We start from the raw sequence: 14,136 nt of genomic DNA, 5'->3' as shown, positions 1-14,136 counted from the left end.
GATCCAGGAGCGGTTGTCCCCGTCCCGCTGGCGTAGCCTCGCCGGCATTCTCGCCACCGCTGCCTTGCTCGGCCTTTACGCTCGCGGCGGCCCCGCCTGGGGCCTGGGCTTCGTCGCGCTGGTGCCGTGGCTGCTGGTGCTCGACAACGACAGGACCACGCTGCGCGTGCTGGCCAACGGCGCGTTGATGAGCGTCGTCTTCGTGGCCGCGGTGTTTCATTGGTTCGGTGCGGCGATCGGCGCCTACACCGAGGTGGGCGCGTTGACCGCGACGGCGGCGCTGCTGGTGCTGGCGCCGTTGTTGCAGCCGCAATTCCTCGCCTTCGCGCTGGTGCGCCAATGGGCGGGGCGCCGCTACGGGCCGGTGCTGCGCGCCCTGGCCGCGGCGTCGGCCTGGGTGGCCTGCGAACGGCTGATGCCCAAGCTGTTGGGCGACACCTTGGGGCACGGCTTGTTTCCATCCGCGGTGTTGCGCCAGGTGGCCGACCTCGGCGGCGCCGCGGGCCTCACCGCGTTGCTGCTGCTGGTCAACGAGGCGGCCGCCTTCGCCATCGAACAGCGCAAACGCGGCGCGCGCACGCTGCTGCGGCCGCTCGCGCTCGGGGCGCTGATCGTGGTGTGCATGGCCGGTTACGGTGCGATGCGGCGCGCGGATTTGCAGGCGCCGGTGGCCAATGAAGCGCCGACCCTGCGCGTCGCCATGGTCCAGGCCAACATCACCGACTACGAGCGGCTGCGTAAGGAAATCGGCGCCTACGCGGTGGTCCGGAAGGTGCTCGACACGCACTACGAACTTTCGTGGTCGGCGATCCGCGACCACGATGCGGACGTGCTGCTGTGGTCGGAAACCGTATATCCCACCAGCTTCGCCAGCCCGCGCAGCGAGGACGGCGCGGCGCTGGACCGCGAGATCCAGGGCTTCGTCGATACGGCGGGCGTGCCCTTGGTGTTCGGCACCTACGACCGCGACGGGCAAGGCGAATACAACGCGGCGGCGTTCCTCGAACCGGGCAAGGGCTTGCTCGGCTTCTATCGCAAGACCTACCCGTTCCCGCTGACCGAATACGTGCCGCGTTGGCTCGATGGGCCGGTGTTGCGGCGCTGGTTGCCGTGGGTCGGCGGTTGGCGCGCGGGCGACGGCGCGCGCGTGCTGCCCTTGCGCAGCGCGGACGGGCGCGAGGTCAACGTGGTGCCGTTGATCTGCCTGGACGACGTGCATACCGACCTGGCCATCGACGGCGCGCGGCTCGGCGCGCAAGCCATCATCGGCATGTCCAACGATTCCTGGTTCACCGCGTACCCGGTGGGCGCGCGCCTGCATCTGGCGGTCGCGGCCTTCCGCAGCATCGAAACGCGGCTGCCGCAGGTGCGCGTCACCACCAACGGGCTCAGCGCGATCATCGACGACACCGGCGAGGTGCTCGCGAACACCGCGGTCGGCGACCAGGCCGTGTTGACCGCCTTCGTCAGCGCCCGCGATCCGTCGCCCACCTTGATGGTGCGCTGGGGCGATTGGGTGGGGCGTGCGGGCATCGTCTTCCTGCTGGCCTTGGCGGCACTGGCGGCGTGGCAGGCCTTGCGTCGCCGCGCCGTCGCCGCGCCGGAAGTGGAGCCGATCATCGAGGTCGTGCTGCTGACGCCGTTCTGGCGTGCGCTGAGCGGCGCGTTGAGGTTGTCCGCAGGCCTGGGGCTGCTGTGGCTGGCCTTCGACATGCTGGCGCGCATCGGTCTGCAGGTCCAATCCCTGTCGCAGCTGCGGTTGTTCGCCGCGGCCGTGCTGCTGCCGTCCGTGGCGGCATGGGCCATCGAGCGCAGGTTCGCCGCGCAAGCGCGCGTCGAAGGTGCGCTGTGGGTGCTCGACCAGCGCCGGCAACGGATCGAGCTTCCGCTGGCGTCGATCGCCGCGCTGCGGCCCTGGCGTCTGCCGTTGCCGCGCAGCGGTGTCGATGTGCGCCTGGCCGCAGGTCCGCTCTGGACGCGGGGCCTGGCGTTGACGCGCCCGGAGGCCTTGCGGCGTCTGTTGACCGCGACCGGCGTGCCGATCGCTTGGGAAGGCCGCTTCGCCGCCGGTCGGGCCGATCTGATCCAGGCCCGCGCCGACGCGCATCGACGCCGGCTCGATCACCCCCTGGTGAAATTCGCGCTGTTCCCGTTGCTGTTGGCGCTGGTCGCCTTCCGTCTGCACCAGGTCATCGCCTTCGGCGGTGCCTTCGGCGAGTACTACAGCTACGGATTGGCGGCTTATCTCACCGGACTGCTGATTTGGTGGGCGTCGTGGTCGATCGGCTTGATGCTGTTCGCCGCCGTGCTGCGGGTCGCAATCGAAACGGTCGTGATGTTGGCTATGGCGTTGCGCTACGCGCAGGCGGCCGCCCTGCGCGACGCGCTCGAATGGCTGGGCCGTTTGGCGTTCTACCTCGGCGTGCCGGCTTGGCTGGCGTGGCGCTTGCTGTCTACGGGGTGAAAGAGCGGGGATACGCGTGATGGCCGGGCCTCGCGGATTCGGCCGGCGAAGCTTTAACCGCGGCCAACGGCGCTCGCTGCCGAACCTTGCGGCACTGATCGCAGCAGGCACACTGCTGCGCGATCGACAGCGAAGGGATGCGAGCGATGGGGCAGGATGCCGGGGTCATGGGGTGGCTGTGCGCGTCAGCGATGAGCGGGGGCGCCGATGCGCGCGCATGAGTTCGGCGAAGTGCGCTTCGAACGTGCTCTTGCCTGGACGGTCGTCGCGCTGGTTCATGCGGGCTTGATCTGGGCGGCGTTGCAGTTGCGCAGGCCGGCCGACCCGGTCGACAGCGAAGCGAGCCTGACGGTGATTCTTCTGCGGCCGGCGGCTTCGTCGCCTTCGCGCCCGAACGAAGCGGTGCGCACAGCGCCGGCACGCGATTTGCCGAAGAAGACGGCGCCACGTTCGCCGCGCCCCGCATTCATCCCCGAAGCTGCCGCGCCGCTCCAGATAGCGCCGCGACAGGCCGCGCCGATTGCTACGACCGAACCTGCCGAAGCGACCGGCCTCACCGCGATCCGCATCGACCGTAACGCGCTCGATCCGGCCGGCGCGACGCGAGCGCCGTGGGATGAGCCTGGCCCCGATCTGTTGGCCAGTCGCATGCCGGTCTTGCCCGGGCAGGGCGTGCGGCGTTTCCGCATGCAGCCGCCGAACTCGATCGCCCGTACGGTCGAGCGCGTCGGTCGACTGTTCGGCGGCCGCGGCGAGGACCCTTGCCTGCGCACGCGCGACAACATCGGCGAACTGGCGGTGCAGGGCGATTCGGCCGCGCTGCAGCGCGAGCTGGAGTACGAGCGCCGGCTCTGCCGTCCCTGACCGGTTCAGCGATTCCAGGCGGCCGTGCGATGTGAAGGTTCATTGCTAAGCCTGTGGTTCTTGCCCGATCCGGCCGCAGCGAGGCGCGCATCGACGCTTCACCGTCGGCGCGCTAGACTGCGCGCCCGGTCCCGAGTGGGTCGTCGCGTATCGCACCGTAGCCCCAGGCCGGACGATCCGCGCCTGCTCCGGTCCGATACGTACGGCGGCCGCGAGGTCGCCGTTTTTTGTCGGCGCGCGGCGCCTGGAACGGAACGACCGACGGTGGTCGCGGTCCAAGTCGGGTCGCGGTCGTCCCAGGCCGGCAGCAGTCGCTACAGCGGAGGTACGATGTCATCGAAGATCGTCCTCGGTTGGCGCGAGGCGGCGGCGTTGCCCGCGTTGGGTCTGGCCGCGATACGCGCCAAGATCGACACCGGCGCGCGCAGTTCGGCGCTGCACGTCGATTCGCAATGGCGCTTCGTCGAGGCCGGCATGCCCTGGGTCGGTTTCGAGCTGAGTCCGGGGGCGTTGGGCGCCGGCCGGGTCGAGGCGCGGGCGCTGGTGCACGACGAGCGCTGGGTCACCGACTCCGGCGGTCACCGCAGCAGCCGGGTCTTCATCCGCACCGTGCTGAGTCTGGCCGGCATCGAACGCGAAATTGAAATAAACCTGGCGGATCGTCGTGGCATGCGTTTCCCGATGTTGCTCGGCCGCACCGCGGTGACCGGGGTGTTCACGGTCGATCCGGCACGCTCGTTCCTGCATGGACGCATCCGGCGGCGCCACCCGCGCGTCTGAACGCGCCGGGCCGTTCGTCTTTCTTCTCCACATTTCTTCCACCCACGCGAATCCCTTCCGATGAAGCTTGCGATCCTGTCGCGCAACACCAAGCTCTATTCGACCCGCCGGCTGGTGGAGGCCGCCCGCGAGCGCGGCCACAGCGTGCGCGTGCTCGACCCGTTGCGCTGCTACATGCGCATCGCGTCCGACGGCTTCGAGATGCACTACAAGGGGCGCGAGATCTCCGGCTACCACGCCGTGATCCCGCGCATCGGCGCCTCGGTGACCCGCTACGGCTCGGCGGTCCTGCGCCAGTTCGAGCTCATGGACACCTACACCCCGAACACCTCCGACGCGATCCTGCGCGCGCGCGACAAGCTGCGCAGCCATCAACTGCTGGCCGCCGAGCGCATCGGCCTGCCGGCGACGGTGTTCGGCGACAACCCCGACGACACCGCCGACCTGCTGTCGATGCTCGGCCCGCCGCCGCACGTGATCAAGCTCAACGAAGGCACCCAGGGCGCCGGGGTGATGCTGACCGAGAAACTGTCGGCGTCGAAGGGCGTGATCGAAGCGCTGCGCGGGCTGTATGCGAATTTCCTGGTTCAGGAGTTCGTCGCCGAGGCCAAGGGCGCCGACCTGCGCTGCTTCGTGGTCGGCGGCAGGGTGGTTGCGGCGATGAAGCGGCAGGCGCCGAAGGGCGACTTCCGTTCCAACCTGCACCGCGGCGGCACCGCCAAGGGCGTGCGCGCCAGCACGGCCGAGCAGGAGGTGGCGGTCCGCGCCGCCCGCGTGCTCGGCCTGGGCGTGGCCGGCGTCGACCTGATCCGCTCGGTCCGCGGCCCCCTGGTGCTGGAGGTCAACGCCTCGCCGGGTCTGGAGGGCATCGAGGAGGCCAGCGGGGTCGACGTGGCCGGGGAAATCATCGAGCACGTGGCCGGTCAGCTGAAGCTGGGGACCGGGCGTCGCACCGCCACGAGACGCTGAACAGGCGTCCGGCCGGGCCCCGGAGCGGGCCGGCCGAGGAGAATGGCAAGCCTGGCAGGTCATCTGCCGGCGATCCGCCGAACGGTGCCTCCCCGGCGCGGAAGGGCCGGGCCCTCAAGATGACAACTTCAGGTTGTACTTAATTATTTTTTAACATCGTTTTTAACGACGGTTTAATCGAAATCCGCGTAGCGTTACCCGGACCGCAGCACTGCCGCTCCTCCAAGTCACGCTCCTCGTCAGAACGTTACGGATAGGGATCTGGTCGGAAGCAGGTTACGGTAATCGGGGCAATACCCTTTTGGCCCAGGCGCGGTGGCCCCGCGTCTGGGCCTTTGTTTTTTGCGGTCTTTTCCGGCGTTTTCCGTATGTTGGCGCTGCCGGGCGAGCCATGACTTTCGGCCTAGGCCGGTGCCGCGGCGTTTGAACGGCGGCCCAGCCCCTGTTCACCTTTTCCGTTCACTTTACATACGCTCTGGCAGAATCGGTCGCTTGCCGCCGCTGCGCATCGCACAGCGGCCCACGAATACGGAACCTCGGACGTCTTAGCACGGTCGAACGCCAACCCACTGGGAAGAGCACATGCGCATACTCGTGATCGAAGACAACCAGGACATCGCCGCCAACCTCGGCGACTTCCTCGAAGACCGCGGCCACACGGTGGATTTCGCCGCCGACGGCATCACCGGACTGCACCTGGCGGTCGTGCACGACTTCGACGCCATCGTCCTCGATCTGAACCTGCCCGGTCTCGACGGCCTGGAGGTCTGCCGCAAGCTGCGCAACGAAGCGCGCAAGCAGACTCCGGTGCTGATGCTGACCGCGCGCGACAGCCTCGACAACAAGCTCGCCGGTTTCGATTCCGGCGCCGACGACTATCTGATCAAACCGTTCGCCCTGCAGGAAGTCGAGGTCCGCCTCAACGCCCTGTCGCGCCGCGGCCGCGGCGTGCAGACCCGCGTGCTCAACGCCGCCGACCTGGAATACAACCTCGACACCCTGGAAGTGCGCCGCCAGGGCAAGCTGCTGCAGCTCAACCCGACCGCGCTGAAGATCCTGCAGGCGCTGATGGAAGCTTCGCCGGCGGTGGTCACGCGCCAGGAGCTGGAAACCCGCGTGTGGGGCGAAGAACTGCCAGACTCCGACAGCCTGCGCGTGCACATCCACGGTTTGCGCGCGGTGGTCGACAAGCCGTTCGAGACGCCGCTGATCCAGACCCGCCACGGCATCGGCTACCGCATCGCAGCGCCCGAAAGCAACGGTTGATCGCGTGGCTGCAGAGGATCCTTCCGCGGCGCGGCTGAAGAAAAAGAAGCGCTACCGGCGGCGGTTGCGCAGCCGTATCGTCCTGTCCTTCGTACTGCTGGGCTTCGGCCTGACGGCGATGTTCGCGTTCGCGACCAACTGGACGCGCACGCGGGTCGAGAACGAACTCGTCGCCGACGTGGTGAATCGGAACATCGACGAATACGCGCGACAGTATTACTCGGCGCCGAATTTGAAGCCCGAGGTGCCGTTCCAGCAGATGTGGTTGCGCGTATACAAAAGCGACAGCTTCGAAAGAGTGCGCATCGAGCAACCCGACTGGTACACCTTGCCCGACGGCATTCACAACATCCAGGGCAAGGACCCCGACGGCAGCCCGTTCTCGTACAAGCTCGGGGTGCGCAAGACGCCGACGGAATGGTTCTTCCTGGCCTACGACATGAGCCAGGGCGCGCTCAGCGAGGCGCAGTTCAATCGCGCGATCTATTTGTCGGTACCGGTGTTTACCTTGTTCTCGCTGCTGGTCGGCCTGTGGGCGGCCTCGCGCGTGATGAGCCCGGTGTCGGAGCTGGCCAACCGGCTCAAGCGCTCCGGCCGCAGTTCGCAAGCCGAGGCCTTGGCCGCGCACTTCCCCGACGACGAAGTCGGCCAGCTCGCCGAGGCCCTGGACGATTACGCCGAGCGCCTGACCAACGTGGTCCAGCGCGACCGCGAGTTCAACGCCGACGTCAGCCATGAGCTGCGCACGCCGCTGGCGGTGATCAAGGGCGCGGTCGAGCTGTTGCTGTCGCGGCCGGACATCGAGGACAAGACTCGCAATCGATTATTGCGTATTCAGCGTGCCGAACAGCAATGCACCGATCTGATCAGCGCCTTGCTGCTGTTGTCGCGCAACGAGCGCGGGCACGGCTCCACCGACATCGCGCGGCTGGCGGAGCAACTGCTCGACGCCCACCGCGCCCAGCTCGGCGGCAAGCCGTTGACCCTGCGCATCGAAGGCGAGCAGGGCCTGGTCGTCGACGCCCCGGAAGCGGCGGTCGCGGTGGCGCTGGGCAACCTGATCGGCAATGCGGTCAAGTACACGACCCAGGGCGAGGTAGTGGTGCGCCTGCACCCGCGTACGGTCGAGGTCATCGATTCCGGCCCCGGCCTCAGCGCCGAGGATGCGGCCAAGCTGTTCGAGCGCGGCTACCGCGGCACCCATGCCGGCCACTCGCAAGGCGGCGGCATCGGCCTGTCGATCGTGCGCCGGCTGTGCGAACTCTACGGCTGGGACGTACGGGTCAAACCCGGCGAGGTCAGGGGCGTGGTGGCGACGCTGACTTTCTGAGAGCCGGGATTGGTGATTCGGGAATCGGGAATCGGGAATCGTCAAAGCAAAAAACAAAACGCCCGGCTTCGTCGAAGCCGGGCGTTTTGTTTTCGTCGTGCGGTGATGGGGCTTCGGGCTCGCGGCGAACCGCTCTTACGACTCCCGAATCCCATTCCCGATTCCCGGCTTTAAGCGACGGGCTCAAGCCAGCCGTACTTATCCGCCGTCTTGCCGTTGAACAGGCCGAAGAACAGCTCCTGGATGCGCTCGGTGACCGGGCCGCGGCGGCCGCTGCCGACCTGGCGGCCGTCGACCGAACGGATCGGGGTGATCTCGGCGGCGGTGCCGCACATGAACAGCTCGTCGCACAGGTACAGGTATTCGCGCGGCAGGTCGCGTTCGATCACTTCGATGCCGACGTCGCGGGCGAGGGTGATGATGGTGTTGCGGGTCAGGCCGTTGAGCAGGGCGGCGCTGACCGGGGTGGTGTGCAGGGCGCCGTTGAACACCAGGAACAGGTTTTCGCCCGCGCCTTCCGAAAGCAGGCCGGTCGAGGCCAGGGCGATGCCTTCGCCGAAGCCCAGGCGACGCGCCTCGCGCGCGACCAACTGGCCGGACAGGTAGTTGCCGCCGGCCTTGGCGCCGGCCGGGATGGTGTTCGGCGCGAAGCGCTGCCAGCTCGACACGCAGGCGTCGATGCCTTCCTCGAGCACGCTGGCGCCGAGGTACTGGCCCATCTTCCAGGTCGCCACGGCGACGTCGGTCGGGGTGTCGGCCGACAGGCCGAAGCCGCCGAGACCGCGGTAGGCGACCGGACGCAGATAGTCGGTGGTGTTGCCGTTGGCCTTGATCACTTCATGGCAGGCCTGGTTGATCTGCTCGACCGTGTAGGGGATGCCCATGTCGTAGATCTTCGCCGAGGCGAACAAACGGGTGTTGTGGTCGTTGAGGCGGAAGATCACCGGACCCTGCGGCGTGTCGTAGGTGCGAATGCCCTCGAATACGGACGAACCGTAGTGCAGCGCGTGCGACATGACGTGGGTGGTTGCTTCGGCCCAGCGCTTGATCGCACCGTTGTGCCAGATCCATTCGGGGTATTGCATCGTCGGCTTCCATGGTGGGTGAGGAAACCCCTATTGTGCCCTGCCTGCCCGGTTCAGGCCCAATCGAGCGGCGTATGGACGCCATGCGGAGCCGGGCGCAAGGCTCAGCCGCCGCGGATCCACCAGCAGCCGAAGTGGCGGTAGAGGCCGAATACGGTGCGCGACGGCGTCACCCCATTGGCCATGGTTTGCTCCAGGCGCAGCGCCACCGGCGTGCGCCGTTGCGGGGCGTGCGCTGCGGGCGCCGGCGCGGAGGTCGTGTCTTCGCTCGCGGCGTCGCTCGCATCGGCCGTGGCGGCGCCGGCGGGGCTGCCCAGCGGCGTCGCCGGTGCCGGGATCGGCGGCAGCGGCGCGGTGGCCGCGTTCGCCGCGGCCGGCGGCAGGGTGGTCCAGGCGGCGCCGCTGGGTTCGGACGGCGGCGGTGCCGGCGACGACAGGATCGGTGCGATGTCGAGCAAGGGGCGCTGGGCGATCGCGTCGAGCCGCTGCAATACCGCATAGCCCTGGTCGCCGGACATGCCGGTCCAGTGATAGACCGCGGCCAGACGGTTGCTGTCGCGGGCGTCGATCGCGCTGGTGATCAGCCCGATCAGGTCGCGCAGATTGCGCGCGCAACCGCCGACGTAGGCCTGCTGCTGCTTTTGCTGGGCGGCGGCGCCGCGCGGCAGGCGGTCGACGCCGCCGACCGAGGCGCAGTCGCGATCGGTGTAGACCGAGTTGCCGTGGGTGTCGGTGCAGCGGCGGATCTGCGCCGCGGCGGTGCCCGGGTACAGCGTCGCCACGGCCCACAGGGCGGTCAACGACAGGAACAGACAGAGTCGGGCGAACGAAGGCATCGGCGAAGACTAGCGCCGAGGGCCGGCCAGGGACAGTGCGGCGATGCCGAAAGGATGCCGCGGGCACATCGGTCGGCGGCGCATCGCGCCGCGAACGCCGCGGCCGGATCGCCGCGGCGTCGGCAGGGACGCAGCCCGCAGGCTGCGCCCTTGCGGCTGTCGCCTAGACGGCGATCAGCGGAACGCACCCACGGTGGCGGCGCGTTCGTTGAGCACGCGGGCGTTGTTGCTCTTCGCCGCGGTGCCCATCGGCACGCCGTTGTAGGTGATGTTGGGGTTCGACCAGTAGTTCAGGCGCGGGCAGTTGGAGCCGCAGTTGTAGGCCATGATGGTGCGCCAGGTCTTGTTCGGCGCCCAGTAACCGTGACCGTAGGCGTAGGCGGTGTTGTTGCCGTTGCTGGGGTCGTGGTGCGCGCCGAAGTTGTGGCCGATTTCGTGGGCGAAGCTGTAGTAGCCGGTCATGCAGGTGTTGCCGACCACGCTGAAGGCGCTGGCCGCGTTCGAATTCAGATAGCCCAGGCCGCAGTACGCCGGGTCGGTGATGATCAACACGTTGACGTCGGCGGCGATGGTGTTGCGGGTGGCGTGGTAGCCGTCGAGATAACCGTCGCTGGTGCCGCGGAAGCGGCTCAGGTCGGTGTCGAAGCCGGCGCTGACATAGCTGTTGGTGTAGTTGCCGGCCAACACGAAGCGTACGTTGACCGCGCTGTTGGCGAAGCTCTGGTTGCTCTCGGTGATCGCCAGGTTGGACTTGGTGGTGATGTTGCCGACCGCATTCGCGGCCGCCTGGGTGTAGACCACCATGACGCGCACGGTGACCGGCGCCTTCTCGCCGGCGGCGGCCTCATTGAACTTGGGGTCGTTGAGGAAGGGCACGATGGGCTTGGCGGTATAACCCGAGGCCGGGTGATCCGGCGGCATCAGCGATTCGTCGATCAGGCTGATGGTGTGGCCGCCGTTCTTAAGCGGATCGATGCGGTAGAGCTTGCCGCCGCTGCGCACCGTGCCGGACATCTGATCGCCCTGGCGCACGATGGTGGCCGATTCCTCCGGATCGCCGATGAGTTCGGCACCGGTGAACTGGTTGATGCGCTTGAGCTGGGTCTTCGGGTCGCCGACCAGGCCCTGCCAGATCACCACGCCGTCGGACTTGCGCTCGGCCTGCAGCTTGTGTGCCTTGAGACTGACGCCGGGTGCGAGGTTGAGCAGCAGTTCCTGCTGGTTTTCGGTGATCTGTGCGGTGTTGGCGCGGACCAGGTCGACTTTGACCGCGGCGCGCTCGGCCTTGACGGCCTGGTAAGCGGTATCGGTATTGGCGCTGCGTACCTGACTGACGGCAGGCGAAGCGAACAGCGGGGCCGGTTCGGCGGCCGAGGCGGCGCCGGCGAGGCCGAGCGACAGAGCGATGGCGAGGTTCAACGGCAGCAACTTGCGTGCGGACATGATGCGCTCTCTCCAGTGAGGACCGCTGCGCGTCGGGGCACGGGGCCCCGACGGCGGTCGCGAGGGCATCGCCCGTCGTGGCGATGCGTCCTGCTGGCAGTGAGCTACCGCGCCGTCTCGCCGCTCAAGACCGAACTTGTCGGCGGACAAGTCGGAGATGAGACCTGTCTTAGCAATTCGCCATAAGCACTCGGTGCGCAACGTCGTCTCTTGACGCCTGCACTTGCGCTTTCAGGTGGCTGAATGCTTCAGGCGATGCGCGACAACACCGTCAGGGTCGGCTTGGCGAGGTTGAGCGTGTAGAAGTGCAGGCCCGGCGCGCCGCCTTCGATCAGGCGGCTGCACAGTTGCGCGACCACGTCGGCGCCGAATTCGCGCACGCTGTCGGCGTCGTCGCCATAGGCCTGCATGCGCTGGCCGATCCAGCGCGGGATCTCGGCCCCGCACAGATCGGAAAAGCGCCGCAGCTGGCTGAAGTTCGAGATCGGCATGATGCCCGGCACGATCGGGATGTCGATGCCGGCCGCGCGCACGTCGTCGACGAAACGGAAGTAGGCGTCGGGGTTGTAGAAGTATTGGGTGATCGCGCCGTCGGCGCCGGCGCGGACCTTGCGCTTGAAATTCTCCAGGTCCGACAGCGCATCGCGTGCCTGCGGATGGGTTTCCGGATAGGCCGCGACTTCGATGTGGAAATGGTCGCCGGTCTCGGCGCGGATGAACTCGACCAGCTCGTTGGCGTAGCGCAGGTCGCCGGCGCTGGCCATGCCCGAGGGCAGGTCGCCGCGCAGCGTGACCAGGCGGCGGCAACCGAGTTCGCGGTAGCGCGCCAGCAGCTCGCGGATTTCCGCGCGCGTGCCGCCCACGCAGGACAAATGCGGCGCGGCATCGAGGCGGTGCTTCTCGCGCAAGCGCTGGATCGTGTCGGGGGTGTAACTCAGGGTCGAGCCGCCGGCGCCGAAGGTGCAGGACACGTAGTTCGGCGAATAGGGCCTGAGCTTGGCCGCGGAACGGTCCAACTGAGTGCGCTGCTCGTCGGTCTTGGGCGGGTAGAACTCGAAGCTGATCGGCAGCATGGGCGAGTCGCACGATGGTGGGTGTCTGGATAATATCTCTCTATCGCGATGAATGGAACAAGGCTCCCGCCCCGGGCTGGCGCTTGCCTAAACTGGGGCCGTTACCGCGACGAGCGGGCCCTGCCGACGAGTGCGAGCCGATGAGTGCGATCCGATGAGCGACAGCCAGCCCCACGTCCTCGATAACCCGATCTGGTCGTCCCTGCGCAGCCGTCACGCCTCGCTCGCGCTGAGCGCCGGGCCGTTGGCGCGCTACCCGGCGCAGATCGCCCCGTTCATGGGGGTGGCCGAGGAAGGCGCCGACGCCGGGGCCGCACTGGCCGAACTGGTGCCGGCGCAGGACACCGTGTTGCTGCTCGACCGCGCGCCGGCGATCCCGGCCGGCTGGGAGCTCAAACACCTCGCCGACCTGGCGCAGATGATCTGCGAGGCGCCGATCACCGAAGACCCGGCGACGGACGATGCGCCCGACATCGTCGAACTCGGCGAACGCCAGCGCGACGACGTGCTTGCGCTGACCGCCCTGGTGTATCCGCATTATTTCCGCCCGCACACGATGGCGCTGGGCCGCTACTTCGGCATCTACCGCGACGGCCGCCTTGCGGCGATGATCGGCGAACGCATGGGCACGGACGCCTACACCGAGATCAGCGCCGTCTGCACCCACCCGGACTTCAACGGCCACGGCCATGCGCGGCGCCTGCTGCGGTTCCTGTCCAACGACAACCACGCCCGCGGGCGCATTCCTTTTTTGCACGTCAGCCACGAAAACCCGCGCGCGGTCGAGTTGTACGAACGCAACGGCTATCGCCTGCGGCGGGATATTCCGTTTTGGTCGTTGAGGCGGCTATAGGCACCGGCGTTTGCGGGTTGCCGCGCTTGCCTATCGTTCGGGTGAAAGCCGCAATGTGACGCGGGCTTGCTTGATCGATGCCTCCGCAGTGCAGCGGCGTGTCGCGGCTTGCGCCGCTCCTACCCTTGGATGTGTAGCTTCGGGGCAGGAGCGGCGCGAGCCGAGGCGACGATGCTGCGGCCCGCGGAGCTATTCCTGCTCATCCGTGGAACGTTCAGATCCCTGGAATACCAGGGATATCGTCGGGCAGATCGATATCGGGCAGATCGATGTCCGGCAGGCTCACGTCCGGCAACAGATCGAGATTCAGGTCTGGCAGGCCTACTGGCGGCAGGTCGGTGATGTTCGGGAACCAGGATTGTTCGGTGAGGCGGTCGAACAGGCGTTCGCCCTGTTTGCCGACGGCGAGCGACGGCCCCAGTGGGGTAAAGGCGAAGGGACCTGCATCGCGCAGGTATTGCACGCCGGTGTCGCCGAGGATTTCCGGCACGTCCTCGGGTTCCAGTTTGCCGATGGTGATCTTGGTCTGGTCGATGCCTTCCTGGTTGAGCACGTCGCCGATGTCCGGGGTCAGCGCGATCACCGTCAGGTCCTGGACGGACAGGCCGTACAGGCCCGAATCGACATAGGCGTCGGGGTGGCTGGCGAAAGCGAAGCGGCGGAAGGCATCCGGGTCGCGTTCCAGATCGGCGAAGCCTTGCGGGTCGCGGATGCGGTAATCCTCGATCGCCGTCTGCAGGGCGAGGGTGGTCTTGTCGCGCCATTCCAGCCCTTCCGGCGACAGGTCGGTGCGGTCCAGTGAGGCGAACCGTTCCATGTACTTGTCGCCGTAGCCCAGGTAATAGTCCGGCGGCTCCACGCCCGGGTTGCGCGCCTGGAAGTCGGCGAGGCGCTGTTCGTAGTAAGCCGGGGTGCCGACCTCGACCGGCGCCGGATCGTTGGCGGGCGGGGTGTAGCTCGGAAACGACGGGCCGTCGATGGGGCGGATCATGGCGCGCTCCTGCAGGATTTCACCGCCAGCCTAACGGCCGCGATTGCGCCTGCCAGCCTCGGTAGGACCCTAGGTGAGTCAGCGATTTGCCGGTTCAGCTTCGATGGATCCGGCAGCCTCATGCGGCATATTCCACGCGGTCGTCGGGTCGATGCATCGCTCGTGCCGCAGCGTGGTCGCGG

12 protein-coding genes are annotated in these 14,136 nt (G+C 67.8%); 7 read left to right on the top strand and 5 right to left on the bottom strand.

The features are described 5' to 3' along the window. Positions 1-13 precede the first annotated feature (13 nt). The 6 genes from lnt to ACTJJK_RS13490 all read left to right on the top strand — a co-directional run bounded on the left by lnt (position 14) and on the right by ACTJJK_RS13490 (position 7,673). On the top strand, positions 14-2,464 hold the full coding sequence (lnt, locus tag ACTJJK_RS13515) for an apolipoprotein N-acyltransferase (protein ID WP_440730463.1): 2,451 nt from the start codon (positions 14-16) through the stop codon (positions 2,462-2,464). Positions 2,465-2,671: 207 nt separating this feature from the next. Next, positions 2,672-3,328 (top strand): hypothetical protein, encoded by a 657-nt coding sequence (locus tag ACTJJK_RS13510; RefSeq protein ID WP_440730462.1) that lies wholly within the window; start codon positions 2,672-2,674, stop codon positions 3,326-3,328. Between the two features lie 330 nt (positions 3,329-3,658). Continuing rightward, entirely contained in the window at positions 3,659-4,108 is a 450-nt protein-coding gene (locus ACTJJK_RS13505) for an ATP-dependent zinc protease family protein (RefSeq protein ID WP_440730461.1), read from the top strand. 60 nt (positions 4,109-4,168) lie between these two features. Continuing rightward, positions 4,169-5,077: a 30S ribosomal protein S6--L-glutamate ligase gene (gene rimK / locus ACTJJK_RS13500; RefSeq protein ID WP_031371403.1), complete on the top strand. Its 909-nt coding sequence runs from the start codon at positions 4,169-4,171 to the stop codon at positions 5,075-5,077. 582 nt (positions 5,078-5,659) lie between these two features. Then, positions 5,660-6,343: a response regulator transcription factor gene (locus ACTJJK_RS13495; protein WP_031371404.1), complete on the top strand. Its 684-nt coding sequence runs from the start codon at positions 5,660-5,662 to the stop codon at positions 6,341-6,343. Between the two features lie 4 nt (positions 6,344-6,347). After that, positions 6,348-7,673, top strand: a complete 1,326-nt coding sequence (locus ACTJJK_RS13490; RefSeq protein ID WP_031371405.1) for a sensor histidine kinase — start codon at positions 6,348-6,350, stop codon at positions 7,671-7,673. Between the two features lie 170 nt (positions 7,674-7,843). On the opposite strand, the gene ACTJJK_RS13485 is transcribed toward ACTJJK_RS13490, so the two are convergent. The 4 genes from ACTJJK_RS13485 to metF all read right to left on the bottom strand — a co-directional run bounded on the left by ACTJJK_RS13485 (position 7,844) and on the right by metF (position 12,110). After that, positions 7,844-8,758, bottom strand: a complete 915-nt coding sequence (locus ACTJJK_RS13485) for a branched-chain amino acid transaminase (RefSeq protein ID WP_031371406.1) — start codon at positions 8,756-8,758, stop codon at positions 7,844-7,846. A 104-nt stretch (positions 8,759-8,862) separates the two neighbouring features. Further along, on the bottom strand, positions 8,863-9,594 hold the full coding sequence (locus ACTJJK_RS13480) for a hypothetical protein (protein ID WP_036148293.1): 732 nt from the start codon (positions 9,592-9,594) through the stop codon (positions 8,863-8,865). Between the two features lie 174 nt (positions 9,595-9,768). Next, on the bottom strand, positions 9,769-11,037 hold the full coding sequence (locus ACTJJK_RS13475; protein WP_031371408.1) for a M12 family metallo-peptidase: 1,269 nt from the start codon (positions 11,035-11,037) through the stop codon (positions 9,769-9,771). 248 nt (positions 11,038-11,285) lie between these two features. Next, the gene (gene metF, locus ACTJJK_RS13470; RefSeq protein WP_031371409.1) at positions 11,286-12,110 is read right to left on the bottom strand and encodes a methylenetetrahydrofolate reductase [NAD(P)H]; all 825 of its coding nucleotides are present in this window, start codon (positions 12,108-12,110) and stop codon (positions 11,286-11,288) included. 154 nt (positions 12,111-12,264) lie between these two features. Here metF and ACTJJK_RS13465 point away from each other — a divergent pair, with 154 nt between their 5' ends. After that, a complete protein-coding gene (locus ACTJJK_RS13465) occupies positions 12,265-12,963 on the top strand; it encodes a GNAT family N-acetyltransferase (protein WP_440730460.1) in 699 nt (232 codons plus the stop codon). Positions 12,964-13,177: 214 nt separating this feature from the next. Here ACTJJK_RS13465 and ACTJJK_RS13460 read toward each other — a convergent pair whose 3' ends face one another. Next, positions 13,178-13,954, bottom strand: coding sequence for a hypothetical protein (locus ACTJJK_RS13460; protein WP_031371411.1), 777 nt, complete (start codon positions 13,952-13,954; stop codon positions 13,178-13,180). Positions 13,955-14,136: the final 182 nt, after the last annotated feature.

Origin of the sequence: Lysobacter sp. 22409 (assembly GCF_052045105.1) — a bacterium.
GTDB lineage: Bacteria > Pseudomonadota > Gammaproteobacteria > Xanthomonadales > Xanthomonadaceae > Lysobacter > Lysobacter antibioticus_B.
The sequence above is the reverse complement of the archived record's forward strand: the minus strand, read 5'-3'. Positions and strand labels throughout refer to the sequence as shown.